Raw genomic sequence first — 25,634 nt, forward strand, 5'->3', positions numbered from 1 at the left:
TCAGCCTCCTGTCACTGGCGGGAAGAAGGCCACCTCGTCCTCACAGGTCAGACGGGTACCGTCACTCGCCATCACCTGATTGACGGCGCACAGCACACGCCCTTCATCCAGCCCCTTGAAGCGATCATCCAGGGTCTTCAGTGCCTGCTTGAGACCGGCAACATCGGCACTGGGCAACCTGTCCAGGGGCACCGATGCTTCACCGACGCCAAGCCTTTCGCGCAGTTCAGCCAGGCACTTCACCCTGACACACTGCTCCGCGGCGGACGCAAGCCCCAGGGTCAACGCCGGGCTGTTCTCGGGGCTGGTCACGATCGGCGTTGCCGTCGCAGCGGTCGCGGTCGCGCTCCGACGCAGATAGTCACCGGACTTGCCGCCCTGCTTGGCATCCACGTGGATTTCGCCGATCTCCATCTCCTTGTCCACCGCCTTGCACATGTCGTAAAGGGTGAGACAGGCCACCGATACGGCCGTCAGGGCTTCCATCTCGACCCCGGTCCGTCCGGTCAGACGGCAGGTAGCGGACACCCTGACACAGCTGGATTCGGCGTCGATCTCGAAGTCGACGCTGACCTTGGACAACGCCAGCTGGTGGCAAAGCGGGATCAGCTCGTGGGTGCGTTTCGCGGCCTGAATACCGGCAATCCTGGCGGTCGCCAGCACGTCGCCCTTGGGCAACTTGCCATCGCTCAACAGCGCCAGAGTCTCCGGTGCCATGGAGATGCTTCCGGTCGCCGTCGCCTCCCGTCGGGTCGCTGCCTTGTCGCCGACATCGACCATGTTGGCTTCGCCGCGTGCGTTGAGATGGGAAAGCGTCATGTTCAAGCCTCAGGAAAATCGAAAGAGAGGGAGTACCATCACGATATCATCGATGGACGCCGAGTCCGTATCCTCGGGAATCTCGACCAGGCAATTGGCCGAGACCATGGACGACAGAATACCGGAACCCTGATTGCCTGTATTGACCACCCGCAAGGTCCCGTCCGCATCACAGTGAAAGACACCGCGACTGTAGTCCGTACGTCCGACCCTGCTGCGAAAGGCGCTTCCGGCCACGGCCTTCCAGCGTGGCTGAGTGGGTGAGCGCCCTTCCAGAGCCGCCAGCATCGGCACCACAAACACCAGACAGGTCACCATGCAGGCCACCGGGTTACCCGGCAGTCCCAGCAAGGGTGTCTCGTCGGGGCCAATCAACCCACATGCCATGGGCCGGCCTGGCCGCATGGCGATCCGCCACAGGGTCAACCTGCCAAGACGCTCCACCGCTTCCCGGGTGTGGTCGGCCTGCCCCACCGACACTCCGCCACTGGAGACCACCAGATCCGCGGTCCGGGCGGCGTCAGCGAGCTGTTCGACCAGGGCGTCGGTGTCATCGGCGACGATGCCGAGATCGATTACCTCGGCGCCATGCTCCTGCAACAACCCCATCAGAGAATAGCGGTTGGCATCATAGATCGCCGCCTGGGCGCGTGCCTCACCGGGTGCTGTGACCTCATCGCCGGTGGAGAACACGGCTACCCGAGGACGTCGCCGCACCCGGACCTCGGCCTGCCCGAGAGACGCCAACAGGCCAAGCGCGGCGGCTTCGAGGCGCCTGCCTGCTGCAATGGCCACCTGGCCGGCACGCAGATCCTCGCCCGCCTGGCGCACGTTCTGCCCCTGCTTGACGCGGTCGGCGCGTGTCACCCTCACACGATCGCCATCTCGCTCGAGCTGTTCGAGCATGACCACGGTGTCGGCCCCTGGCGGCAAGGGCGCCCCCGTGGTGATGGCAATACACTCACCGTCGCCCAGGCGCCCCTCAAAAGGCTGCCCCGCCAGGGCTTCTCCCACCTGGAGAAAGACCTCGCCGGGGTCCTCGGTCGACCAGTTGAGCGCCACCCCATCCATCGCGGAGTTGGTATGCCCGGGCACATCGAAAGGCGCTTCTACCGCCTCGGCCAGCACTCGGCCGTGGGCCCTGGCCAGGGGCACCTTTTCCGCCGCCAGGCGACCAGCTACCAGCGTCAACAGGGCATCGCGCGCCTCCACGACGCCGAGCATGCGCTCACCAAGATCGAAACAGGAGAGCGTTGTCATGACGGTTCTCCTCCCTGGTGCGCGACAATCCACTCGGGCCATCCCCTCACCCAGGCCTGGACCCAGGCGGCGATGGCGTCATGATCATTGAGATCGAGCGCATCGCCCCTGGTCGCCAGCGGGGCGTCACTGGCGACGGCCTGAATCCATGGATCGTCTTCCGCCATCAGCGGCTTTTCCAGCGCCGGCCGATGGAGCTCCAGCTTGGGTAAAGGCCAGTCCTTGAAGCCCTCGACCAGCACCAGCTGCGGTTCCAGCGGCGCGACCATGGCCAGCAGGGTTGCCAGATCGGCCTCTTCGCCGCCCGGCGTCTCCATCATCAATGCCAGCCGGGCGCGGGAGGCGATCAGGATAGGTTCGGCCCCCGCCATACGCAGGCGATGACTGTCCTTGCCAGGCTGGTCTACCTCGAAGCGGTGGTGGGCGTGCTTGATCACCGCCACCTTGAGCCCGGCGCCCTTCAACATCGGTACCAGACGTTCCAGCAGGGTGGTCTTGCCGGTCCCGCTCCAGGCGGCGATGCCCAACAGCGGCTGATCGGGGCGCAAGCTCAGCGCCTGCGTCATGAGTCACGCTCCTGGCGACACGCCTCCAGCCGTCGCCTTTCCTCTTCGGTGTTGAGATTGGCGAAGGCGGCAGCGCAGTCGCTAACGTCGACCCGATCCCAGCGGTGGCGATCGTACCAGCGGTCGATCTTGCGCTCGCCCTGCTCCAGTACCGCCGCCAGATCCTCATGCAGGTGACGGGACAGCAACGCCACCACGGGGTGCAGCCGCTCGCCGTCATGGGCGACGACAATATCCAGCCCATCGCGCCAGCCAGCCACCAGCCGGGGCACCAGATCGGCGGGCAGCGCCGGGCTGTCACAGGGCACCACCACCACCCAGGGCGTAGAGGACGCGACCAGACCACTGTAGATGCCCATCAAGGGTCCGTGGTAGCCCGCCTGGTGATCCTCGACCACTCGATCGGCGAGAGCCGAGTACTCGTCCAGATGGCGATTGGCATTGATCATCACGCTAGCCACATGGGGCTTCAGACAGGCAACGGCGTGCGCCGCCAGCGGCTTGCCGTCGAACGGCACCAGCCCCTTGTCGACTCCCCCCATGCGTCGCCCCTGGCCTCCCGCCAGAACCACGCCGCTTATCTCCTTCGCGTCCAGCCTCGCCACCATTGCACCTCTTTTATTGGTCGTCGACAGCATCCTCCATGATGCCTTAGCCACCCGCAGGCTGCCATGAGCGTATCGGGGTAGACAGTAGGCGCCAGGGATGTCGGACAGCGACGTTAGCGGGTATCATGTGTCCATCATTATGCACAACATCGGCTTTGCCGAGACGGGAAACAGGATGGAAGACAGTTTCGACGTCGGCGCCAGATTGCGCCAACTACGACAGGAAAAGCAGCTTTCTCAACGCGAACTGGCGAAAAGAGCCGGTGTGACCAACAGCACCATTTCGCTGATTGAGCTTAACAATGTGAGCCCATCGGTCAGCTCGCTTAAGAAGATTCTTGACGCCTTGCCGGTATCGATCAGCGCCTTCTTCGCGGGTGACGAACCGAACCACCCCAGCCCCTTCTATCGCGCCGCGGAGCTCACCGAGATCGGCGATGGCCATCTGTCCTGGCGGCTTGTCGCGGCCAGACGCCCGGACCGACGCATGTCGGTGCTCCACGAGCGCTATCCGCCCGGAGCCGATACCGGCGAAGAGATGCTTGAACACGACGGCGAGGAAGGCGGCGTCATCATCACCGGCGAGATCGAGATCACCGTCAACGGCGAGACAGGTCTGCTCGGCCCCGGCGACGCCTACTACTTCGACTCACGCCTGCCCCATCGGTTTCGCAACCTGGGGGATCAGGAATGCGTGATTGTCAGTGCGAACACTCCCCCCACCTTTTCCGATGGCGGAGAGCAGCTGCACCATTGAGAAAAGCCTTCGACAGGGCATGATTGTCAGTGCCCTGTCGCCAACACCTGCCCCCCCCCCCACCTTTTCCGACGGTGGAGAGCAGCTGCACCATTGATTTCCCCCACCGTCTCCGATGGCGGAAAGCAGCTACACCATTGATGAAAGACTACGGCAGGGAATGATCTTCAGTGCCCTGTCGCCAACAGCCGATGGCCCGGCTGTCACGCCGGGCCATGGTAATAGCAGGGTTCATTCGTCCTCGCTGGCCCGGGGCAACACCAGGTTGAGGGCGATGCCGATCAAGGCGGCAAGGCTGACCCCCTGCAGGGCGAACTGGCCATCGCCGAACTGCATCCCACCAATGCCGAATACCAGGATCAGCGAGACCACCACCAGGTTACGCGGCGCGGTCAGGGGTTTGCCGGCGCGCACCAGGGTATTCATGCCGACCACCGCGATGGAGCCGAACAGCAGGGTCATGATCCCGCCCATCACCGGGGTAGGAATGGTCTGCAATACTGCCCCCAGCTTGGCGACGAAGGCCAAGGTGATGGCTACCAGTGCGGCGGACACCATGAACATCGGATTGAAGGCGCGGGTCAGGGTGACCGCCCCGGTGACCTCCGAGTAGGTGGTATTGGGCGGCCCACCGAACAGCGCCGCCGAAATGGTCGCCAGGCCGTCGCCCAACAGGGTGCGGTGAAGGCCTGGTTTCTCCAGGTAGTTGCGTCGGGTCACCGAGCCGATCGCCACCATGTCACCGATATGCTCCACCGCCGGCGCGATGGCGACAGGGATCATGAACAGGACCGCCGCCCAGTGAAAGCTCGGCGCGGTGAAGGATGGCAACGCCAGCCAGGCCGCCTCACGTACCGGGCTGAAGTCGACCACCCCCATCAGCAATGCCATCAGATAGCCGGTGACGATCCCCCCCATGATCGGCACCAGGCGCAACAGACCGCGCCCGAAGACCGCCAGGATCAGCGTCACCAGCAGGCTCGACATGGACAGCACCATGGCCTGGGTGTAACCAATGGTCTCGCTGTTCTCGCCGGTGGCCATGCTCACCGCGACCGGCGCCAGGGCAAGACCGATGACCATGATCACCGGTCCTACCACCACCGGCGGCAGCAGCCGATGCAGCCACCCCGTCCCCTTCAGCCGAACCGCCTGGGAGATCGCCACGTAGACGAAACCGGCAGCGATCAGCCCGCCCAGGGTGGCGGAGACACCAAAGTGGGCGATGGAACCCTGAATAGGGGCAATAAAGGCAAAGGACGACGCCAGAAACACCGGAACCGTCAGACGCGTGGTCAGATGGAACACCAGGGTGCCGATACCGGCGGTGAACATGGCGACGTTGGGATCGAGGCCGGTCAGCAATGGCACCAGCACCAGGGCGCCGAACGCCACGAATAGCATCTGGGCACCGACCAGCGCCAGCCGAGGCAAGGAATCCGCCGATGGGGCGACGGGCGAGGAAGAGGACGAGGGGTCTGACATGGAGGGCTCCGCGGTAGACAAACGCCGGCTATGGTACCAACGCACGCGCAACGTTTCGGCAAAATTTTGCGCGTCTTTCGACGCCACCGCCAACGCTTGGCAGACGCTCCTCTCATCCAGCCTGCGCTATCCAGCCGGCGCCATGTATTGCCCACAATGCGCCGGGCCCCCGCTGTCTCCAGCGAGGGCCCGGCGTCCTGCACATCAGGGGCCATGCACGAAAGGCGACCTGCGAAGCGCCCTCACCTGCGCACAAGCCTCCGTCCTACTCGCGGGTACCGGCCGACATCCATTCCTCCATCATCTGCTCGTAGGGCACCGTGGTGCCCTGGGGCATCTCGTTGTCCAGCTTGGCCTTGGGCGCGCCGGGCTGGCTCAACCATTCTTCGGGGTCCTTGGGTTCATTGAGCACCGGCGCGTAGGTGGCAAACACCTTGGCCCGCGCCAGACGCGCCATGATGTTGTCGAGGTCACCGGCCAGATTATCCAGCGCCTCCTGGGCGGAGATGTCGCCATTGACCGCAGGGGCCAGATTCTGCCACCACAGCGGCGCCATGCGCGGATAGTCAGGCACGTTGGTGCCGGTAGGCGTCCAGTTGGACTCGTTGGGACTGCGGTAGAATTCCACCAGGCCACCCAGCTTCGGCGCCATCTCGGTCATCTGGTCGGAGAAGATATCGGACCGGCGGATCGGCGTCAGCCCCGCCATCAGCTTCTCCAGCGAGACGGTCTTGGACACGGTGAACTGGGCAAACAGCCAGGCCGCGCTGCGCCGATCCTCCGGCGTCGAATCGAAGAAGGTCCAGGCCCCCACGTCCTGATAGCCGACTTTCATCCCCTCTTCCCAGTACGGGCCGGTGGGAGACGGCGCCATGCGCCACTTGGGATTGCCCTCATCGTCGGTCACTGCCACATCGGGACTGACCATGTCGGCGGTAAAGGCGGTGTACCAGAACATCTGCTGGGCCACGTTGCCCTGGGCCGGCACCGGCCCGGCCTCGCCGAAGGTCATGCCCTGGGCTTCGGGCGGCGCATAGTCTCGAAGCCACTCCACCATCTTGGTGACGGCGAACACCGAGGCCGGTGAATTGGTGGCGCCGCCACGGCTGACGCTGGCCCCCACCGGGTGGCTTTCTTCATCGACCCGAATGCCCCAGTCGTCTACCGGGTTGCCGAACGGCACCCCGGGACTGCCCATGCCGGCCATGGACAGCCAGGAGTCATGGAAGCGCCACCCCAGCGACGGATCCCGACGGCCGTAGTCCATGTGGCCGTAGACCTTCTGACCGTCGATCTCGCCGACGTGCTCGCTGAAGAACTCGGCGATGTCCTGATAGGCGGTCCAGTTGGTGGGCACACCCAGATCATAGCCGTAGATGTCCTTGAACTGTGCCTTCAGATCATCGCGCTGGAACCAGTCATAGCGGAACCAGTAGAGGTTGGCAAACTGCTGATCGGGTAGCTGGTAGATGCTGCCGTCGGGCCCGGTGGTGTACTGAATGCCGATAAAGTCGTCCAGATCGAGGGTCGGCAGCGTCAGGTCCTTCCACTCGTTGGCCATGGCCTCGCTCAGGTTGATGGTCGAGCCGTAGCGAATATGGGTACCGATGGCGTCCGAGTCGTTGACGTAGGCGTCATAGATATTGCGCCCCGACTGCATCTGGGTCTGCATGTTCTGCACCACATCACCTTCGCCGATGATGTTGTGGGTTACCTCGATACCGGTCAGCTCGGTAAAGGCCGGCGCCAGCACGTCGCGCTCCCAGGTATGGGTGGTCAGGCCCTCGGCGACGGTGTTGATCTCCATGCCTTCAAACGGCTCGGCAGCCTTGGCAAACCATTCCAGTTCAGCGATGCGTTCCTCGCGACTCAGGGTCGAGTCCTTGAACACCTCGTCGGCCAGGCGCTCGATCACCGCCGTTCGATCGTCCTGGGCCAGGGCGCCGCCGCTGAGCAGCAATAGCCCCACAGCACCTAGTCTGGTCAGCTTGAGTCTAGCGTTCATGGTCACCTCTATTGTTGTCGTCGACCGTCAGGTCGATCGTTGTCGTCGAAGGGAGCCTGGCCCCCGCTAGCCCCATCGCAGCAGGACCAGCATCCACACCACCGATACGCCCAGCGCCAGCCACAGACTCAGGCTGGTGAAGCCCACGACCGCCAGATGGATGTAGGCCGCCGACAGCATGCCGATGAAGAAACGGTCCCCCCGGGTGGTGCTGATCGGCAGAAAACCGCGCCGTTCCCGCGTCGGCGATACCAGCTCCCAGGTCGTCATGACCACCAGCAACAGCGCAATGACACCAAAGAAGATCGCCGTGGGCAGGGTCCATACCATCCAGTCCATGTCGGTGCTCCTCAGGTCCGGCCCAGGGCAAAGCCCTTGGCGATATGATGGCGCACGAAGAACACCACCACGATGCCGGGCACGATGGTCAGTACCCCGGCCGCCGCCAGGGTGCCCCAGTCGATGCCCGAGGCGGTCGAGGTTCGCGTCATCACCGAGGCGATGGGCTGGGCCTCGGTGGAGGTCAGAGTGCGCGCCAGCAACAGCTCGACCCAGGAGAACATGAACAGGAAGAACAGCGTCACGCCGATGCCGGAGCGAATCATCGGAATGAACACCTGGACGAAGAAGCGCGGGAAGCTGTAACCATCAATAAAGGCGGTCTCGTCGATCTCCTTGGGCACGCTGGACATGAAGCCTTCGAGGATCCAAACCGCCAACGGAATATTGAACAGACAGTGGGCCAGCGCCACGGCGATGTGGGTATCGAACAGGCCCACCGTGTAGTAGAGCTGAAAGTACGGCAGCAGGAACACCGCCGGTGGCGCCATCATGTTGGTCAACAGCCAGAAGAACAGGTGCTTGTCACCGATGAAACGGTAGCGACTGAAGGCATAGGCCGCCGGCAGCGCCACGCTCATGCTGATCGCCATGTTCATCAACACATAGGTGATCGAGTTGACGTAACCCATGTACCAGCTCGGGTCGGTGAATATCTTGGCGTAGTTGGCCAAGGTCAGCGATTGCGGCCACAGGGTCAGCTCGCCGAGGATCTCGCTATTGGTCTGCAGCGACATGTTGACCAGCCAGTAGATCGGCAGCAGTACAAACACGATGTAGGCCAGCATCAAGAAGCCACGGCGAAAGCGTCGCCCTGTCGAACGGCCCTGCCGACGGCGGCGAGCCGCCTCCTTCTCCGCGCGCTTTCGCACCTGGTCGGGACTGGATGGCGTGGCATCAGTCATGGCGAGCCCCTCCCTGACGGTCCTTCTGCAGATTCATGATGGCGGTATAGAACACCCAGCAGACCAGCAGGATGATCAGGAAGTAGATCAGCGAAAAGGCCGCCGAAGGCCCTACATCGAACTGGGCGGTGGCCATGATCGCCAGCGATTGACTGAGGAAGGTGGTCGCGCTTCCCGGCCCGCCGCCGGTCAACACGAAGGGTTCGGCGTAGATCATGAAGGAATGCATGAAACGCAGCAGTACCCCGATCACCAGTACGTTGGTGAGCTTGGGTAGCTGGATATAGCGAAACACCGCCCAGCGTGAAGCGCGATCGATGCGCGCCGCCTGATAGTAGGCCTCGGGAATCGCCTGCAGACCGCTGTAGCAGAGCAGTGCGATCAGCGAGGTCCAGTGCCAGACATCCATCAGCACGATGGTCACCCAGGCGTCCAGCGGACTCGAGGTGATGTTGTAGGGATAGCCGATCTGGCGCAGGCTCCAGCCCATCAGACCGATGTCGCCACGGGTGAAGATCTGCCAGATGCTGCCCACCACGTTCCACGGGATCAGCAAGGGCAAGGTCACCAGGATCAACACCAGCGACGCCCGCCACCCACGCTTGGGCATCAACAGCGCGATCCCCACCCCCAGCGGCACCTGAATCGCCAGAATGGTCAGCGAAAACGCAAACTGCCGGGCCAGCGCCGCCTGCAGCGCCGGATCGTTGAGCATCTTGACGAACCATTCGGTGCCGGTGAAGAACCGGGTATTGGCGTCGAAGACGTCCTGCACCGAGTAGTTGACCACCGTCATCAACGGCACGATGGCCGAGAAGGCGACCAGCGCCAGCATCGGCAGCACCAGCCACCAGGCGCGATTATTGGGGACCTTGTTCATGACGCCACCTCTATACGGGATTCATCTACGTACAAAGTCAGCCATCTTTCAGGGAAGCGCACCGACACGCGCCCGGAAAGCGCGAGCCCGCCCTCCTCCACGCGCACCTTGAAGCGCGCCTGGTCTAGCGCCAGCGTCAAGATCGAGTAGGTCCCGAGATCCTGGCAGTGGTCCACCACGGCGCTGAGGGTGCCGCTCGTGCCGTCCTCGGCAAGCTCGATGAATTCCGGACGAATGCCCAGCTTGAGGTTGTCGCTGCGTTCACGAGCATCAAGCAGCGACCGTCGCATCTCGGCGGACAGCTCGAGGCGCTGGCCGTCGATCAGGATGTTGTCGCCATCGATGCATGGCGTGAAGAAGTTCATGCCGGGACTACCGATGAAGTAGCCGACGAAGGTGTGAGCGGGGCTCTCGAACAGCTCGCGAGGGGTACCGAACTGGACGATTCGACCGTCGTACATCACCGCAATCTTGTCGGCAAAGGTCGAGGCTTCGAGTTGATCGTGGGTCACGTAGATCATGGTGATGGCGAAGCGCTGATGGATCTCCTTCAGCTTGCGCCGCAGCTTCCACTTGAGCTGCGGGTCGATCACCGTCAGTGGCTCGTCGAACAGGATGGCCGCCACATCATCACGGACCAGGCCACGCCCCATGGACACCTTCTGTTTCTCGTCGGCGCTGAGGTTGCGCGCCTTGCTGGCCAGGCGGTCGGTCAGGTCGAGGATGTCCGCGACCTCCTCGACCCTCTCGCGAACCCGCTCCTCCGGGGTCTTCACGTTGCGCAGCGGGAAGGCCAGGTTGTCGTAGACCGTCATGGTGTCGTAGACCACCGGGAACTGAAACACCTGGGCGATGTTGCGCTCTTCAGGCGGCAGCTCGTTGACCATGACCCCATCGAAGCGCACCTCGCCCTGGGAAGGCACCAGCAGCCCGGAGATGATATTGAGCAGGGTCGACTTGCCGCAGCCGGATGGCCCCAGCAGGGCATAGGCACCACCCTGCTCCCACACGTGATCCATCTGTTCGATGGCGTAGTCGCTGCGCTTCGAAGGCGACGCCGAATAGCTGTGCGCCAACTGTGAAAGGCGAATCTCGGCCATGCTAGCGCTCCTCCCCTGACGCCGACGCCGGCGGTGCCTGCCGTGAAGACGGAAGCGGTGGACGCACCCCTCCGTCACCGGCTTCCGGCGGCACGTGCAGGGTCTTGCCATCCATGTCGAACACGAACAGGCGATGCACCGGTACATAGAGTGTGATCGGCTCATCCACACGCAAGCTGTGAACACCGGGAAGATGCGCCACCAGGGACATCCTCTCGTTGCCCACGTGCAGGAAGGTCTCGGAACCACTGATCTCGGCCAGCTCGACCTTGACGTCAAGCGCCAGGTCATCGTCCGCCCGGGGCTGCATGGCCAGATGAGCCGGCCGCACACCGAAGCGGTAGCTGCCCTCGTCAAGCGCCGCCAGAGCTTCATCGAGCGGGAAGTGCACCTCGTCGTCAAAGCTCACCTCACCGTCGCGGATACGCCCTTCCAGCACATTGATGGGGGGTTCGGAGAACATCTCCGCCGCGGTCAGGGAGGCCGGCTGGCGGAACACCGTAGCGGTCGGGCCATGCTGAACCAGGCGCCCCTCGTGCAGAATTGCCGTATTGCCACCCAGCGCCAGCGCTTCCGCCGGTTCGGTGGTGGCGTAGACCGCGATGCAGTCACGCCGGGCGAACAAGGCACTCAACTCCTCGCGAAACTCCTCGCGCAGCTTGTAGTCGAGGTTGACCAGAGGCTCATCGAACAGCACCAGGTCCGCGTCCTTGACCAGCGCCCGTGCCATGGCGGTGCGCTGCTGCTGGCCACCGGACAGCTCCAGCGGCTGGCGGTCGAGCAGGCCTTCGATGTGCAGCAGCTCAGCGATCTCGTGGACACGCCGCTGGATCTCGCTCTTGGCGACACGGGCCAGCTTCAGCGGAGAGGCAATATTGTCGAAGACACTCTGGTGGGGGTAGTTGATGAACTGCTGGTAGACCATCGCCACGTTGCGTTGGCGAACCCCCTTGCCGGTCACGTCTTCACCCTGCATCAGGATGCGCCCGCGGGTCGGCTGGTCCAGCCCGGCCATCAGGCGCATCAGGCTGGTCTTGCCGGCCAGGGTACGGCCCAGCAGGACATTGAAGGAACCCGGCTCCAGGGTCAGGCTGACGTCATCGATGTGGGTCTCGCTCGCCACCTTGCGGGTGACGCCGTCGAGGATCAGGGACATGGGCGTACTCTTTCGCGCAGAGGTTCCCCTCGTCTCCGAGGGGCGTCATCTGTACGGTAGTAGAGAATCTCTACTCGCCCGTGATGTTTTTAAACGAAAGGCCCCACCACGCGCCAGGAGACGCCCTTTTTATGTCTCATCCTCTTGTTTTTGCTTTTCTTTTCCACCGCCACCAACTTTTGTCTAATGCGAAAAGCCACCTCTCTGGTAGCTGAACATTGGTGAAGATGTTGTTTCCAGAAAAAAAAAGCGCCCAATGTTCGCAAAGGAACATTGGGCGCACGACGGAGGCGGGAGAACCCGCTGACGTCAGTTCAACAGCGTACGCACTGGCTTATCCAGCGCATCATCGACCTTTCCGCCCGCTCGCTCGACGCTGTCGTGTGCAGTATCCACCCGATCGGAAACCCCACCCCGAGCATCGTCGACGTGATCCGCGACCCCGTCCCGGGCGTCATCGACACGATCATTGACGTTGTCCTTGGCGTTTTCCACGGCGCGATCTGCGGTGCAACGACCAGACACCCCCACCGTGGCCTCGAGTGCCGCATTCTTGGCGACCTTTTCAGCATCGCAGTCGGGGCGTATCACCCCAGCTTGAACGCTTGCCGCCAGACTCAGAATTACTGCAGCACTAGCTGCCACACGCAACAACTTCATCCATGCCTCCTTGATTCTTGAATCAACCACCGACAGCCACAACGAGAGCGCGGCGTCTGTCCAGACGGACAATGGCTTTACTGCGTTCCCGCCCAACTGACTTGCGGACACAGCAAAGCAGACATTTCACCTGAAATGTCTGCTTTCGATCATAGGCATGAAACCACTGGGTAAAATGCCACCGCAGGATAGTCTGGCCGTGGCATTGGCGGGATATCGCGTGCTTAGCGGGTACCGAAGATCTTGTCCCCGGCGTCGCCCAGTCCCGGCACGATATAACCGTTTTCGTCGAGGCGCTCGTCCACCGAGGCGGTGTAGATCTCGATATCCGGGTAGGCTTCCTGAACGCGGCGGATGCCTTCGGGCGCCGCCACCAGCACGATCACTCGCATCAACTGGCAGCCACGGTCGCGCAGCATGTCCAGGGTGGCCACCATGGAACCTCCGGTGGCCAGCATCGGATCGATGACCACCGCCATGCGCTCGTCCAGGTCGTTGGCGAACTTGGAGAAATAGGGCACTGGCTCGAGGGTCTCTTCATCGCGGTAGAGACCGACCACGCTGACCCGTGCACTGGGAATCAGGTCGGTGACACCTTCCAGCATGCCAAGTCCCGCTCGCAGGATCGGTACGATGGTGACCTTCTTGCCCTTGAGCTGCTTGACGGTGATGGTCTCGCCACTCCAGCCATCGATGTCATAGTCCTGCAACTCCAGGTCCTGGGTCGCCTCGTAGGTGAGCAGTTTTGCCACCTCGCCGGCCAGTTCACGGAAGCTCTTGGTGCTGATGCCGGCTTCACGCATCAGACCGAGTTTGTGCTGGACCAGGGGGTGATCGATGGCATGGACGCTCATTGGCGAGTCCTCTTTGATAACGGGAGGTGGTGCTTGGACGACCTTCGTCGCATGGACGCGGGCGACAAATTGCGCGCCATTCTACCTGCAACGCCGCGTCAGGTTAACCCGCTGCGTGCACCGAAAGCCGGCGGACGACCACGCCGTCCGCCCAACACGTTCAGGGAGTCGGCGGGAGCTGCCAATCTACCGGGGACCGCCCGTGCTCGGCGAGAAAGGCATTGGCCCGAGAGAAATGATGATTGCCGAAAAAGCCGCGGTGGGCCGACAACGGCGACGGGTGCGGCGACTCCAGCACCAGATGACGCTCCTGATCCACCAGCGCCTTCTTCTGGCGGGCGTGGCTGCCCCACAGCAGAAAGACACAGGGCGGCGCCTCGGCGTTGACGGTCTCGATGGCGCGGTCGGTGAAGGTCTCCCATCCCTTGCCCCGGTGGGAGCCGGCGTTGCCCTCCTCCACCGTCAAGGAGGTGTTGAGCAGCAACACCCCCTGGCGCGCCCAGGCCTCGAGGTGGCCGTGGTTGACCGGCGTCACCCCCAGGTCCTGGGCCAGCTCCTTGTAGATATTGACCAGTGACGGCGGCGGCTTGATGCCCTCGCGCACCGAAAAGCACAACCCATGAGCCTGGCCAGGACCGTGGTAGGGATCTTGCCCCAGGATCACCACTCGTACCTCGTCCAGCGGCGTCAGCTCGAAGGCCCGAAACCAGTCCGACGAGTGCGGATAGATGGTCTTCCTGGCGGCCTTCTCTGCCGCCAGAAACGCCTTGAGCTGCTGCATGTAGGGCGCCTGGAACTCAGCTCCGAGCCAGCGCTCCCAGCTGTCGGGCAATACCTGAACCATGTCGCTCACCGCCGCTGGTCCGCCAGGGGCTCGACGTAGGCCACGCCCATGTCCCAGGGGAACTGGATCCAGCAGTCCTGGGCGACCTCGGTGAGGTACTGATCCACCAGCGGACGACCCTCGGGCTTGGCGTAGATGGTCACAAAGTGCGCCTTGGGCAGCATCTCGCGCACCTTGCGCGCGGTCTTGCCGGTGTCCACCAGATCATCGACCAGCAGCCATCCTTCGCCGTCGTGATCCACGCCCTTGAGCACCTCGAGGCTGTCCTGCTCCATATGGTCGTAGCTCTTGATGCAGACGGTGTCGATCAGGCGAACATTGAGCTCCCGAGCGATCAGCGCGGCGGGAATCAGCCCGCCCCGGGTGATCGCAATGATGCCCTTGGTATCGCGCTCGATCAGGCGATGACACAGCTCGCGCACGTCGCGATGAAGCTGGTCCCAGGACACCACGAAATGGCGATGGTAGCGTTGACTGCTCATGGGTCACTCGTCCTCGGTGAAGGAACACACGGCGAACACGCTGTGGCCAGCGTCACGGATTCTCTGGGAGCCGCCAAGATCCGGCAGATCGACGATGGCAGACGTCTCCACCACATGTCCCCCGCTGCGGCTGATCAGTTCGGCCGCGGCCAGCATGGTGCCACCGGTGGCAATCAGGTCGTCCACCACCAGGATACGGTCGCCATCACGGAAGGCATCGGAGTGCAGCTCTACCTCGGCCTGGCCGTATTCCAGGGTGTAGGTCTGACTGATGGTCTTGAACGGCAGTTTGCCCTTCTTGCGTACCGGCACAAAACTGCAGCCCAGCTCGTAGGCCACCGGCGCGCCGACGATGAAACCGCGGGCGTCGATGGCGGCGATGGCGTCCAGATCCATCTCCTGATAGCGGTGCACGAAGCTGTCGATCAGCTTGCGAAAGGCCGCACTGTTCTGCAGCAGCGGGGTGATGTCACGAAAGTTGACACCCGGCTGGGGCCAGTCGGGAACGGTGCGAATGACGGACTTGATGTAGTCGCCGTAGATACTCATGGCGGTTCTCGCTAGGGGTCGAAAGAAGAATGCATGACACATGCGGCGCCTTGTCTCGGCGCCGCACGGCGGGGCTGGCCAACCTGCCGGCTCAGCCGGTCCTGGCCAGCCAGCCCCGGTCAGCCCGATGGGCTCAATCGAGGTAGATCATCTTGATCGCGAACAGCACACCGAGGATCACCACGGCGGCGTTCAGGTCCTTGAAGCGACCGGACAGGGCCTTGATCGCCACGTAGCTGACGAAGCCGAAGGCGATACCTTCGGCGATGGAGAAGGTCAGCGGCATGGCCAGGGCGGCGATCAATACCGGCGCCGCCTCGGTGGCGTCGTCCCAGTCGGCATGGGCAAGGCTTCCCGCCATCAGCGACGCCACGTACAGGAGCGCCCCCGCGGTGGCATAGGCCGGAATGGAGCCCGCCAGCGGAGCGAAGAAAAGGCTGGCCAGAAACAGTACCGCGACCACCACGGCGGTCAGACCGGTACGCCCACCGGCGGCGATGCCGGCGGTGCTTTCCACATAGCTGGTGGTGGTCGAGGTGCCGAGGGCAGCACCGGCCATGGAGGCGGTGGAGTCCGCCATCAACGCACGGCCCAGGCGCGGCAGCTTGCCGTCCTTGTCGAGCAGGCCACCGCGATGGGCAACGCCCACCAGGGTACCGGAGGTGTCGAACAGATCGACGAACAGGAAGGCAAAGACCACGCTGATCATGGCCACATCGAAGGCACCGGCCAGGTCCATGGACATCAAGGTCGGCGCGATCGACGGCGGCATCGACACCACACCGCTGAATTCATTGTGGCCCAGCAGCATGGCCACCAGGGTCACCCCCAGAATGCCAATCATCACCGCCCCGGTGACGCGCAGATGGGCCAGCGCGGTAATCACGAAGAACCCGGCCAGGGCGTACAGCGGGGCCGGCTCGGACAGATCGCCCACCGACACCAGGGTGGCCGGGTTGTCGACGATGATGCCGGCATTCTTCATCGCCACCATGGCCAGAAACAGACCGATACCCGCCGCGATGCCGAGTCTCAAGGTGATCGGAATCGAGTTGATGATCCACTCGCGGATGCGAAAGATGCTGAGCAGAAAGAAGGTAACACCGGACAGGAAGACCGCTCCCAGCGCTGCCTCCCAGGTGTAGCCCATGCCCAGCACCACACCGTAGGTAAAGAAGGCGTTCAGACCCATGCCTGGCGCCAGAGCGATGGGATAGTTGGCCCACAGCCCCATTACCAGACAGCCCACCGCGGCGGCGACACAGGTCGCCACGAAGACCGCCCCGTAGTCCATGCCCGCCTCGGACAGGATGCTCGGGTTGACAAAGATGATGTACGCCATGGTCAGGAAGGTGGTGATCCCGGCGATCACCTCCGTCTTGACGGTGGTGCGGTGCTCACTGAGCTTGAAGAAGCGATCGAGCGGGCTCTTGCCGGAGCTCGGTTCAGGCTGCTGGTTGGACATGCGCTGGGTCCTGCACGTGGAGTCAATAGGGGAGTGTCCAGGACGAGAGTTCGCCGAACGCGCCCTGCCACCCTGCGACTAGTGACACCATATAGCAGGCCGTCCAGGGAATCACGACGATCCTGCACAACCTGGCCAACGCACAGGGAGCACGCAGGGTCGTCCGCGCGACCTCCAGCGCCACCACGTCAAGCAAGGCTGCCCGCCCCATAAAGCGGCATCCCAGCCCTCGACGATCGGCCGGGGCCAAACGCACATCGGGCGCGGTACGGCGAGTCCGCCGTACCGCGCCCGATGTCGGCGACTCTCGAAGGCGCGCTACTCTACCAGAATCGGATAGGCTTCGGTATAGATCCAGTCCTTGTCCTGGGCCGGGACATGACAGCCAAGACAGTCGGCCTTGTAGTCGGCTGAAACGTTGGTGGAAGGATCATCGGTCTTGAACAGCGCCCAACCCCAGCCATCGCCCCAACTGCCATTGCTGTCGGCAAAGCGGTCGGTGGAGTCCTTGACCATCACGAACCACTGCTTGATGGTCTCGTTCTCGTAGCTCACCCCGGCGCCGGTGGTGTAGTCGCCGGTGCTGTGTGCCCGCAACTCCTTGACCAGCACGGCGCCGTCGGGGAAGACCCCGTTCTCGCGGAAGGACGCGACGCTCTCGGGCTCGGTATAGACGTTATGGAAGCCACTGGCGTCCCCTTCGGGCACGAACCAGGAGCCCAGATGCGCCATCTCGGTGCGGAAGTTGTCCGGCAAGGAGATGGTGCCCTCGCTGTCCACCCAGGGAGACAGATCCTGGGCCACGGCAGCCGTGGCAATTCCCAACGCCGCTGCGGCGCACACGCCTGTCGCCAATGCCTTGGCTGTCATTTTCATGGTAGTCCCTCGCTGATCACGGTCGGTGCACTTAAAGGAATGTTACATCCGGTTAAGTTAGCAGCTTCTCAAGCGAGGGAGACCACCGCCGACGCCCGTCCGGGCGCTGCGGCACAAAGCTACAGCACTTGGCTGCAAAGGTACTTGTCGACGCTCAGCCCCTGGCCGCCATGACCCGCTCTACCGTCTCGACGATGGCCTGGGTCTGGGGATCGATCTCGAGATTGACCCTGTCTCCCGGGCGACGGTCGGCCAGTGTGGTACGGGCCAGCGTTTCGGGGATCAGGTCGACGCAAAAGGCCGGCCCCCGGGTATCGTTGCGCAACTCACCAATGGTCAGGCTGATGCCGTCCACGCCGATGTAGCCCTTGGCAAAGACAAAGCGCTCGAGCCCTTGCGGCAACAGGAACCACAGGCGACGGTTGTTGGGTGCCTCGTCGAGCTCCACCAGCTCCGCCTGCCCCATGACGTGACCGGACATGGCGTGCCCGCCGATCTCGTCACCGAAGCGCGCCGCCCGCTCGACGTTGACGCGATCACCGACGCTCAGACCGCCGAGATTGGTGACCCGCAGGGTTTCGCGCATCAGGTCGAAGCTGACCAGATCCCCATCGATATCGGTGACGGTCAGACAGACCCCGTTGTGGGCCACCGATGCGCCCAGCTCCAAGCCTTCACACAGGTGACGCGGCAACCGCACCAGATGGCTGCGAAAGGCCTCCGCTTCCTTGATCTCGACCACCTCGGCGGTGCCCTGAACGATACCGGTGAACATCTTTGTCTCCTTGCCATCACGGGGCCTTCCCCGAACCGGCCCAGTCTAGAAGCCGCGCCTCCAAAGGTCCACGCTTGCGCTGTTGTTCAGAAAACCTATCGCCAGTCACGGCGTCCGGCGGGCGGATCCACTACGACGTGGCGCCTACCCCGAAAGACCTTGCCAGCGGCTATGCGTAAACGATTGACAGGGTCCTTCGCTCGCCCTATCCTTGCCCGCTACATTTTTAGGCGCCGATTTGTACCCGGATTGCGGGCGCCCGTGCCGCGACGCTCACAAGGCGTCGGTGCATGAAGTGCAGCTAAAAGGGTGTGTCCAGCGTTGATGGCCACCCGTCAGGGTGGCCTTTTTTTTGCCTGCCCATTGCCGTTCTCTTGCCCGCCCAGGTCCCTCGGTGCCCACCCGGTAGCTGAGATGATACGACTGACCAACCTTTCCAAGACCTTTGGTGCCGGCTCACGCGCCGTCAAGGCGCTAGCCGACGTCGACCTGCACGTACCCCAGGGGCAGATTCACGGCGTCATCGGCCTGTCCGGCGCCGGCAAGTCGACGCTGATTCGCTGCGTCAACCTGCTCGAGCGGCCTACCTCCGGCACCGTGGAGGTGGATGGCCAGACGTTGACCAGCCTCTCCGGCCCCGCCCTCAATCAGGCGCGCCACCGTATCGGCATGATCTTCCAGCACTTCAACCTGCTGACCTCGCGCACGGTATTCGCCAACGTCGCCCTGCCGCTGGAACTGATGGGCGTCAAGCGCGACGAGATCACCAAGCGCGTCACGCCTCTGCTGGAGCTGGTCGGCCTGGCCGACAAGGCCCAGCAGTATCCGGCACAGCTGTCGGGCGGTCAGAAGCAGCGCGTGGCCATCGCCCGCGCCCTGGCCAGCCGTCCTCAGGTACTGCTGTGCGACGAGGCCACCTCGGCGCTGGACCCCCACACCACCGCCTCGATCCTCGAACTGCTCAAGGACATCAACCAGAAGCTCGGGTTGACCATTCTGCTGATCACCCACGAGATGGAGGTGGTCAAGTCGATCTGCCATCGCGTCAGCCTGATCTCCGGTGGCAGGCTGGTCGAGGAAGCCGATGTCGGTGACTTCTTCACCGCCCCGCGCACTCAGCTCGGCCGCGACTTCCTCAACGAATTCCTCGAACTCGAACCGCCCAGGGAGCTGATCGACCGCCTCGAGCAGACACCCGGGCCGAATTCGCATCCGGTGGTACGCCTGGCGTTTTCCGGCGACGCCGTGTCCACTCCCCTGATCTCGCGGCTGGCGCGGGAGTGCGGCGTGGACGTCAGCATTCTGCAGGCCAAGGTCGAGTCCATCCAGGAGCGAACCCTGGGCCTGATGATCGCCGAACTGATGGGGGACGCCGAGGACACCCGGCGCGCCCTCGCCTACCTGCAATCTCACGACCTGACAGTGGAGGTGCTTGGCCATGTCCAGCGCGATGTTTAACCTCATCCTCGAAGCCACCCTCGACACTCTCTATATGGTGGCGGTGTCCGGTGTGATCGCGGCCCTGGTCGGCATCCCTCTGGGCGTGCTTCTTTATGTCACTCGCCCGGGCCAGATCCTGGCCCAGCCGGTGTTGCAGTCGGTCCTCGGCATCATCACCAACATCGGCCGCTCGATCCCCTTCATCATCCTGATGGTGGCGATCATTCCGTTCACGCGCATGCTGGTGGGGTCGTCCATCGGCACCAACGCTGCCGCCGTGCCGCTGACCATCGCCGCGATTCCGTTTATCGCACGCCTGGTCGAGGGCGCACTGAACGAGATTTCTCCCGGGCTGGTGGAAGCCGCCCAGTCCATGGGTGCCACCCCTTGGCAGATCATCACCAAGGTACTGCTGCCGGAGGCCCGCGGGGGCATCTTCACCGCCCTGACCGTCACCGCGGTGACCCTGGTCAGCTACTCGGCCATGGCCGGCGCCGTGGGCGGAGGTGGTCTTGGCGACCTGGGCATTCGCTACGGTTACAACCGCTTCAATCCGACCATCATGCTGATCACCGTTGCCATCCTGGTGGTCATGGTTCAAGCCTTCCAGAGCCTGGGCGACTATCTGGTGCGCAAGAGTGACCACAAGTGACATGCACCCTGCATGACCTTAATAACCAAATTGCATTAGCGAAAGACGTGTTATTCCATTAACATCGCCACACACGTCACACACCGTTTCGGGAGACACTGAAGATGCGCAAGACACTGCTGGGCGCCCTGGCGCTTTCCACCCTGTCACTGGCGATCAGCCAGGCCAACGCCGATGAGCACAGCCTGAAGGTGGGCACCGTCGCCGGCCCCGAGACCGACGTCATGCAGGTCGCCGCCGATCTGGCCGAGGAGCGCTATGGTCTGGAAATCGAGATCATCGAGTTCACCGACTACGTGACGCCCAACGCCGCCCTGGCCGACGGCAGCCTCGACGCCAACGCCTACCAGCACGAGCCCTACATGAACGCCATGGTCAACGACCGCGGCTACGACTTCGCCATCGCCGGGCGCACCTTCGTCTACCCGATCGGCGCCTACTCCGAGAAGTACGAGAGCATCGAGGACCTGCCCGAGGGCGCCACCATCGCGCTGCCCAACGACCCGTCCAACGAAGGCCGCTCACTGATCCTGCTCCACAACGAGGGCCTGATCACTCTGGACGACCCCGAAAACCTGGAAGCCACGCCGCTGAATATCGTGGAAAACCCCCACGACTTCGACTTCCGCGAGATCGAGGCGGCCCAGCTGCCGCGCGTATTGCCCGACGTGGATATGGCCTTCATCAACAATACCTTCGCCCAGCCGGCCGGCCTGACCCTGGACGACGCCCTGGTCAAGGAAGGCCCCGAGTCGCCCTACGTCAACATCATCGCCGTGCGCGGTGGCGACGAGGATCGCGAGGAGATCCAGCAACTGGTCGACGCCTACCAGAGCGACGAAGTCGCCGCCAAGGCAGAAGAGCTGTTCAAGGGCGCCGCCGTTCCTGGCTGGAAGTAAGCCTGACGCGCGCTCCCTCTCGAGGCCGGCCCCAGGGCCGGCCTCGCCGTTTTCACCCGCGGACTCTGCCACACTCGACATGTCTTCCTACGATCTTCTCGACCGCCAGCTCACCGCCCTGCTCGACTCCGGCGACTGGCTGACCAACGCCGCCCAGACCTCGGCCTTCATCATGCAGGAAGTCCCGCGCCTCAACTGGGTCGGCTTCTATCTGCAGCGCCAGCCGCGCATGCTGTCCCTGGGCCCCTTTCAGGGCAAGCCAGCCTGCCATCCGATCCCCTTCGACAAGGGTGTCTGTGGCGCCGCCGCCCGCAGCCGCCAGACCCAACGCGTCGACGACGTCCACGCGGTCGCGGACCATATCGCCTGCGACAGCGCCTCGCGCTCCGAGCTGGTGGTGCCGGTGCTCGACAAGGACGGTGAACTATGGGGCGTGCTCGACCTGGACAGCCCCGACCAGGGGCGCTTCAGCGAAGACGACCAGGCCGGCATCGAGCGCCTGGTGGCCACCTTCCGCCGCTTGAGCGGGCTCGGCGACGCCTGAACCGTCCGAACGGATGAATCGCGCCGCCCCAGAGGCGGCGCACTCACTTCAATGCCCACCCGCGGTTTGGCCACTGCGTTGATCAGGCGATGGCAGCAGTTGCCAAACACCGGCGACGGCGACGACCCTAGAAACGACAAAAGCCCCGAGGCGAGGCCGCGGGGCTTTTGTCTGTAATCTGGTAGGACCAGGCGGATTTGAACCGCCGACCTCCACGATGTCAACGTGGCGCTCTAACCAACTGAGCTATGGTCCTGAAGCAGGAAAGCGAGATGGCACGTCGCAATACGCCTTGCAATGGCACTGCGAGGTAGTGCTGGTAGGACCAGGCGGATTTGAACCGCCGACCTCCACGATGTCAACGTGGCGCTCTAACCAACTGAGCTATGGTCCTGCATCACTCGATGTGCGATCTAGCTGGTAGGACCAGGCGGATTTGAACCGCCGACCTCCACGATGTCAACGTGGCGCTCTAACCAACTGAGCTATGGTCCTACACGGCTGCCGAAACGAGGGAGTCACCACCCTCGCTGCTGACAACGGATGCGAATTCTACGCCTTCGGCAGAATTTTGCAAGCCCTTGAGTTCACCGAATGATTTTTTCCTTCGAGGGGCCCGTGCGGCGTCTCGAACGCCTTCACCGCAGCGCGATTCCACCATCGCCAAATCCGGTCGCGTTCGTTTACGATCATCGGGAATGCGTCTGGTGAAGCGAGATCCACGACAGCCTCATCGGCGTCCCCAAAGCGACGTCCTCGCCGGCAATGTACCAGGACGTTCCATGCACCAGGGCCTGCCTGTTCCAGGGCCATCGATGCACAAGGGCTTTCCATCTATCGAGGCCTTCCGTCTATCAGGGGCCTTTCAGGCACAAGGGCTTTTCTTCTATCGAGGCCTTCCGTCTGTCAGGGGCCTTTCAGGCACAAAGGCTTTTCTTCTATCGAGGCCTTCCGTCAGTCAGGGGCCTTTCAGGCACAAGGGCTTTCCATCTTTCAAGGTCTTCCAAGCACAAGGGCAATCGGGATGAACCAGCAGCAGCGTCAGGACGCCATCATTGCACTGGTCAGTCGCCAGGGATACGCCAGCATCGAGCAGTTGACCGATCACTTCGCGGTGACCCCTCAGACCATCCGCCGCGACCTCAACACACTCGCAAGCGAAGGCCGGTTGCGCCGAGTCCACGGTGGCGCGGGCCTCGAGTCGAGCACCGTCAATACCGCCTACGCCACCCGCAAGACGCTCAACCTCGACGCCAAACGACGCATCGCCGATGCCGTGGCGCGCCAGGTGCCCCACCACGCCTCGCTGTTCATCAATATCGGCACCAGCAATGAACTGGTGGCCGAGGCACTGCTTGAGCATCAGGGCCTGGAGATCATCACCAACAACCTCAACGTGGCGTCCATCCTGCATCACAAGGAAGACTTCAAGGTGATCGTCGCCGGCGGCCAGGTCAGACCCCGTGACGGCGGGATCATCGGCGAGGCGACCATCGACTTCATCCATCAGTTCAAGGTGGACATTGGGCTGATCGGGATCAGCGGCATCGATCAGGACGGCTCCCTGCTCGAGTTCGACTATCAGGAAGTCCGCGTCGCTCAGGCGATTATCGAGAACTCACGTCAGGTGTTTCTCGCCGCCGATTACTCCAAGTTTCACCGCAACCCGGTGGTGCGCCAGGGCAACGTATCCCAACTCGACGCCCTGTTCACCGATCGCGAGCCACCGGAGGCCATCGCACGGCTACTGCAGGACCACGGGGTCGCCCTGCACCTGGCCTGATCCTGTATCTGGCCTGATCCTTCATCTGGCCTGCCCCAGCCGCTCTGTGTCATCTTGCGAAAACGCCAGGCCCTCCCGACTCCTCTTCGGTCCCGTGGACGCCTTGGCGCACCAACCCAGCCGAGGCAACGTTCTTCGCCTGCTCTCCAGACGCCACGACCAAAGTGCTAGCGAAAACTTTCGCGCTCTGGTTGTTCGTTCACGACCTCAACGCTACCTTTATTTTCGATAACGAACTTGTTGTGGCCTCGTACGACCATTGATCACCCGCGGCGGCGACGTTGCATAGGGGCACCCGACGTCGCTGCATCTGGCCATGTCCCTGCCGGCAGCACTAGACGGAAACCGTCTGCTCACCGAAGGTGAAGGTATCGCTCGACCACAACAACCGTCAGGACACCGGAACATGCCAACACGCTATATTCTCGCCTTTGATCAGGGCACCACCAGCTGCCGGGCCATCCTGTTCGACCAGGACACCCGCATCGTCGGCATCGCGCAGAAGGAATTCACCCAGCACTACCCCAAGCCAGGCCAGGTGGAACACGATGCCATGGAGATCTGGGGCAGCCAGATGGGAGTCGCACGAGAAGTGCTGGAAACCCAGGGCGTCAAGCCGTCCCAGGTAGCCGCCATCGGCATCACCAACCAGCGCGAGACCACCCTGATCTGGGACCGGCACACCGGCAAACCGATCCACAACGCCATCGTCTGGCAGGATCGACGCACCGCACCGCTATGCGACGAGCTCAAGGCCCAGGGGCTGGAAGCCCATATCCGCGACACCACCGGCCTGGTGGTCGACGCCTACTTCTCCGCCACCAAGATTCGCTGGATCCTCGACCAGGTGGACGGTGCCCAACAGCGCGCGGAGGCCGGCGATCTGCTGTTTGGCACCATGGACAGCTGGCTGGTGTGGAACCTGACCCGCGGCGAACGCCACCTGACCGATGTCTCCAACGCCTCGCGCACCATGCTGTTCGACATCAAGCGGCTCGACTGGGACGACCGACTGCTCGAGGCCCTCGATATTCCCCGGGCGATGCTGCCCGAGGTCAGGCCATCCAGCGAGGTCTACGGTACCACCGCCAAGGAAATGTTCGGTGGCGCCCAGATCCCCATCGCCGGTATCGCCGGTGACCAGCAAGCCGCCCTGTTCGGCCAGGCCTGCTTCGACAAGGGCATGGTCAAGAACACCTACGGTACCGGCTGTTTTCTGCTGATGAATACCGGCGAGACCCCGGTGCCTTCGACCTCGGGCCTGCTGACCACCATCGCCTGGGGGCTCGACGGCAAGGTCACTTATGCGCTGGAAGGATCGATCTTCATCGCCGGCGCGGCGGTGCAGTGGCTGCGCGACGAACTCAAGATGATCGACTCGGCGGAAGACTCCGAATACTACGCCAGCAAGGTCGAGGATGCCGGTGGTGTCTACGTGGTCCCCGCCTTCGCCGGCCTCGGCGCTCCTTACTGGGACATGTACGCCCGTGGAGCGATCTTCGGCCTGACCCGAGGCTCCGGCAAGGAGCATATCACCCGCGCCACCCTGGACGCCCTGGCCTATCAGACGCGAGACATCATCGACGCCATGCAGAAGGACTCGGGGATCACCCTCAAGGCCCTGCGGGTCGACGGCGGCGCCGTCGCCAATAACATCATGATGCAATTCCAGGCTGACATGCTGGCGGTCGACGTCGAACGCCCCAGGGTCATCGAGAGCACCGCCCTGGGGGCGGCCTACCTGGCGGGGATCGCGGTGGGCATGTGGAACCTGCCGGAGCTCGCCACCCGGGGCGACATCGAACGCACCTTTACGCCTGCCATGGAAGACGCCGAACGGGAACGACGCTACAAGGGATGGAAAAAGGCCGTGCGACGGACCATGAACTGGGAGCGCGACGAAGACTGACCACACCGGGGCCTTGCGTCCC

Annotated in this window: 26 protein-coding genes and 3 tRNA genes; 7 read left to right on the plus strand and 22 right to left on the minus strand. The window is 63.2% G+C overall.

What is annotated here, in order from left to right:
- Genes moaC through mobA form a run of 4 tightly spaced genes read right to left on the minus strand, consistent with a single transcriptional unit; the run spans window position 1 to window position 3,253 of the window.
- A complete protein-coding gene (gene moaC, locus NFG57_RS11445; RefSeq protein ID WP_108448783.1) occupies window positions 1–819 on the minus strand; it encodes a cyclic pyranopterin monophosphate synthase MoaC in 819 nt (272 codons plus the stop codon).
- Window positions 820–828: 9 nt separating this feature from the next.
- Window positions 829–2,079, minus strand: a complete 1,251-nt coding sequence (glp, locus tag NFG57_RS11450; protein WP_348814359.1) for a gephyrin-like molybdotransferase Glp — start codon at window positions 2,077–2,079, stop codon at window positions 829–831.
- On the minus strand, window positions 2,076–2,645 hold the full coding sequence (gene mobB / locus NFG57_RS11455) for a molybdopterin-guanine dinucleotide biosynthesis protein B (RefSeq protein WP_348814360.1): 570 nt from the start codon (window positions 2,643–2,645) through the stop codon (window positions 2,076–2,078). The genes glp and mobB overlap by 4 nt, the downstream gene beginning before the upstream one ends.
- On the minus strand, window positions 2,642–3,253 hold the full coding sequence (gene mobA, locus NFG57_RS11460; protein ID WP_348814361.1) for a molybdenum cofactor guanylyltransferase MobA: 612 nt from the start codon (window positions 3,251–3,253) through the stop codon (window positions 2,642–2,644). Before mobA ends, mobB begins: the two co-directional genes overlap by 4 nt.
- A gap of 175 nt (window positions 3,254–3,428) precedes the next feature.
- On the opposite strand from mobA, the gene NFG57_RS11465 reads away from it, so the two are divergent.
- Window positions 3,429–4,010, plus strand: coding sequence for a cupin domain-containing protein (locus NFG57_RS11465; RefSeq protein ID WP_108133103.1), 582 nt, complete (start codon window positions 3,429–3,431; stop codon window positions 4,008–4,010).
- 231 nt (window positions 4,011–4,241) lie between these two features.
- Here NFG57_RS11465 and NFG57_RS11470 read toward each other — a convergent pair whose 3' ends face one another.
- The 15 genes from NFG57_RS11470 to NFG57_RS11540 all read right to left on the minus strand — a co-directional run bounded on the left by NFG57_RS11470 (window position 4,242) and on the right by NFG57_RS11540 (window position 18,385).
- Window positions 4,242–5,495 (minus strand): uracil-xanthine permease family protein, encoded by a 1,254-nt coding sequence (locus NFG57_RS11470; protein ID WP_045994204.1) that lies wholly within the window; start codon window positions 5,493–5,495, stop codon window positions 4,242–4,244.
- 265 nt (window positions 5,496–5,760) lie between these two features.
- Window positions 5,761–7,500 (minus strand): ABC transporter substrate-binding protein, encoded by a 1,740-nt coding sequence (locus NFG57_RS11475; protein WP_045994205.1) that lies wholly within the window; start codon window positions 7,498–7,500, stop codon window positions 5,761–5,763.
- 66 nt (window positions 7,501–7,566) lie between these two features.
- Entirely contained in the window at window positions 7,567–7,839 is a 273-nt protein-coding gene (locus NFG57_RS11480; protein WP_108133102.1) for a DUF2160 domain-containing protein, read from the minus strand.
- 11 nt (window positions 7,840–7,850) lie between these two features.
- Window positions 7,851–8,744, minus strand: coding sequence for a carbohydrate ABC transporter permease (locus NFG57_RS11485; RefSeq protein ID WP_045994207.1), 894 nt, complete (start codon window positions 8,742–8,744; stop codon window positions 7,851–7,853).
- Window positions 8,737–9,624 carry a sugar ABC transporter permease gene (locus NFG57_RS11490; RefSeq protein ID WP_045994208.1) on the minus strand — a complete coding sequence of 296 codons (888 nt, stop codon included), beginning with the start codon at window positions 9,622–9,624 and terminating at the stop codon, window positions 8,737–8,739. Before NFG57_RS11490 ends, NFG57_RS11485 begins: the two co-directional genes overlap by 8 nt.
- Entirely contained in the window at window positions 9,621–10,724 is a 1,104-nt protein-coding gene (locus tag NFG57_RS11495; RefSeq protein ID WP_348814362.1) for an ABC transporter ATP-binding protein, read from the minus strand. Before NFG57_RS11495 ends, NFG57_RS11490 begins: the two co-directional genes overlap by 4 nt.
- 1 nt (window position 10,725) lies before the next feature.
- Complete coding sequence (locus tag NFG57_RS11500; protein WP_348814363.1) at window positions 10,726–11,880, minus strand: ABC transporter ATP-binding protein; 1,155 nt, start codon at window positions 11,878–11,880, stop codon at window positions 10,726–10,728.
- Between the two features lie 309 nt (window positions 11,881–12,189).
- Complete coding sequence (locus NFG57_RS11505) at window positions 12,190–12,540, minus strand: hypothetical protein (RefSeq protein ID WP_108133098.1); 351 nt, start codon at window positions 12,538–12,540, stop codon at window positions 12,190–12,192.
- 224 nt (window positions 12,541–12,764) lie between these two features.
- Window positions 12,765–13,394 carry a uracil phosphoribosyltransferase gene (upp, locus tag NFG57_RS11510; RefSeq protein ID WP_045994211.1) on the minus strand — a complete coding sequence of 210 codons (630 nt, stop codon included), beginning with the start codon at window positions 13,392–13,394 and terminating at the stop codon, window positions 12,765–12,767.
- Window positions 13,395–13,554: 160 nt separating this feature from the next.
- On the minus strand, window positions 13,555–14,238 hold the full coding sequence (gene ung, locus NFG57_RS11515) for a uracil-DNA glycosylase (RefSeq protein WP_045994218.1): 684 nt from the start codon (window positions 14,236–14,238) through the stop codon (window positions 13,555–13,557).
- Window positions 14,239–14,243: 5 nt separating this feature from the next.
- Window positions 14,244–14,720 carry a xanthine phosphoribosyltransferase gene (gpt, locus tag NFG57_RS11520; protein WP_045994212.1) on the minus strand — a complete coding sequence of 159 codons (477 nt, stop codon included), beginning with the start codon at window positions 14,718–14,720 and terminating at the stop codon, window positions 14,244–14,246.
- Window positions 14,721–14,723: 3 nt separating this feature from the next.
- Entirely contained in the window at window positions 14,724–15,269 is a 546-nt protein-coding gene (locus NFG57_RS11525; protein ID WP_108133097.1) for an adenine phosphoribosyltransferase, read from the minus strand.
- 133 nt (window positions 15,270–15,402) lie between these two features.
- Window positions 15,403–16,734 (minus strand): NCS2 family permease, encoded by a 1,332-nt coding sequence (locus NFG57_RS11530; RefSeq protein ID WP_045992468.1) that lies wholly within the window; start codon window positions 16,732–16,734, stop codon window positions 15,403–15,405.
- Window positions 16,735–17,052: 318 nt separating this feature from the next.
- A complete protein-coding gene (locus NFG57_RS11535) occupies window positions 17,053–17,610 on the minus strand; it encodes a cytochrome P460 family protein (protein WP_231498667.1) in 558 nt (185 codons plus the stop codon).
- A gap of 154 nt (window positions 17,611–17,764) precedes the next feature.
- A complete protein-coding gene (locus NFG57_RS11540; protein ID WP_124804860.1) occupies window positions 17,765–18,385 on the minus strand; it encodes a riboflavin synthase subunit alpha in 621 nt (206 codons plus the stop codon).
- 414 nt (window positions 18,386–18,799) lie between these two features.
- On the opposite strand from NFG57_RS11540, the gene NFG57_RS11545 reads away from it, so the two are divergent.
- The 4 genes from NFG57_RS11545 (at window position 18,800) to NFG57_RS11560 (ending at window position 21,920) form a co-directional block, all read left to right on the plus strand.
- A complete protein-coding gene (locus tag NFG57_RS11545; protein ID WP_045992472.1) occupies window positions 18,800–19,843 on the plus strand; it encodes a methionine ABC transporter ATP-binding protein in 1,044 nt (347 codons plus the stop codon).
- Complete coding sequence (locus NFG57_RS11550; protein WP_045992473.1) at window positions 19,824–20,477, plus strand: methionine ABC transporter permease; 654 nt, start codon at window positions 19,824–19,826, stop codon at window positions 20,475–20,477. Before NFG57_RS11545 ends, NFG57_RS11550 begins: the two co-directional genes overlap by 20 nt.
- 104 nt (window positions 20,478–20,581) lie before the next feature.
- On the plus strand, window positions 20,582–21,376 hold the full coding sequence (locus NFG57_RS11555; RefSeq protein ID WP_045992474.1) for a MetQ/NlpA family ABC transporter substrate-binding protein: 795 nt from the start codon (window positions 20,582–20,584) through the stop codon (window positions 21,374–21,376).
- A 79-nt stretch (window positions 21,377–21,455) separates the two neighbouring features.
- A complete protein-coding gene (locus NFG57_RS11560) occupies window positions 21,456–21,920 on the plus strand; it encodes a GAF domain-containing protein (RefSeq protein ID WP_045992475.1) in 465 nt (154 codons plus the stop codon).
- Window positions 21,921–22,099: 179 nt separating this feature from the next.
- Here NFG57_RS11560 and NFG57_RS11565 read toward each other — a convergent pair.
- The 3 genes from NFG57_RS11565 to NFG57_RS11575 form a co-directional block, all read right to left on the minus strand.
- Window positions 22,100–22,176, minus strand: a tRNA-Val gene (locus tag NFG57_RS11565).
- Between the two features lie 61 nt (window positions 22,177–22,237).
- Window positions 22,238–22,314, minus strand: a tRNA-Val gene (locus NFG57_RS11570).
- A 24-nt stretch (window positions 22,315–22,338) separates the two neighbouring features.
- Window positions 22,339–22,415: transfer RNA gene (locus NFG57_RS11575), tRNA-Val, on the minus strand.
- Window positions 22,416–22,944: 529 nt separating this feature from the next.
- Here NFG57_RS11575 and NFG57_RS11580 point away from each other — a divergent pair.
- Entirely contained in the window at window positions 22,945–23,703 is a 759-nt protein-coding gene (locus NFG57_RS11580; protein WP_348814364.1) for a DeoR/GlpR family transcriptional regulator, read from the plus strand.
- A 406-nt stretch (window positions 23,704–24,109) separates the two neighbouring features.
- Complete coding sequence (gene glpK / locus NFG57_RS11585; protein ID WP_222568892.1) at window positions 24,110–25,612, plus strand: glycerol kinase GlpK; 1,503 nt, start codon at window positions 24,110–24,112, stop codon at window positions 25,610–25,612.
- The last annotated feature ends 22 nt before the right edge of the window (window positions 25,613–25,634 follow it).

The sequence above is a fragment of the Halomonas sp. H10-59 genome (assembly GCF_040070555.1).
In the GTDB taxonomy this organism is placed as follows: Bacteria; Pseudomonadota; Gammaproteobacteria; order Pseudomonadales; family Halomonadaceae; genus Halomonas; species Halomonas litopenaei.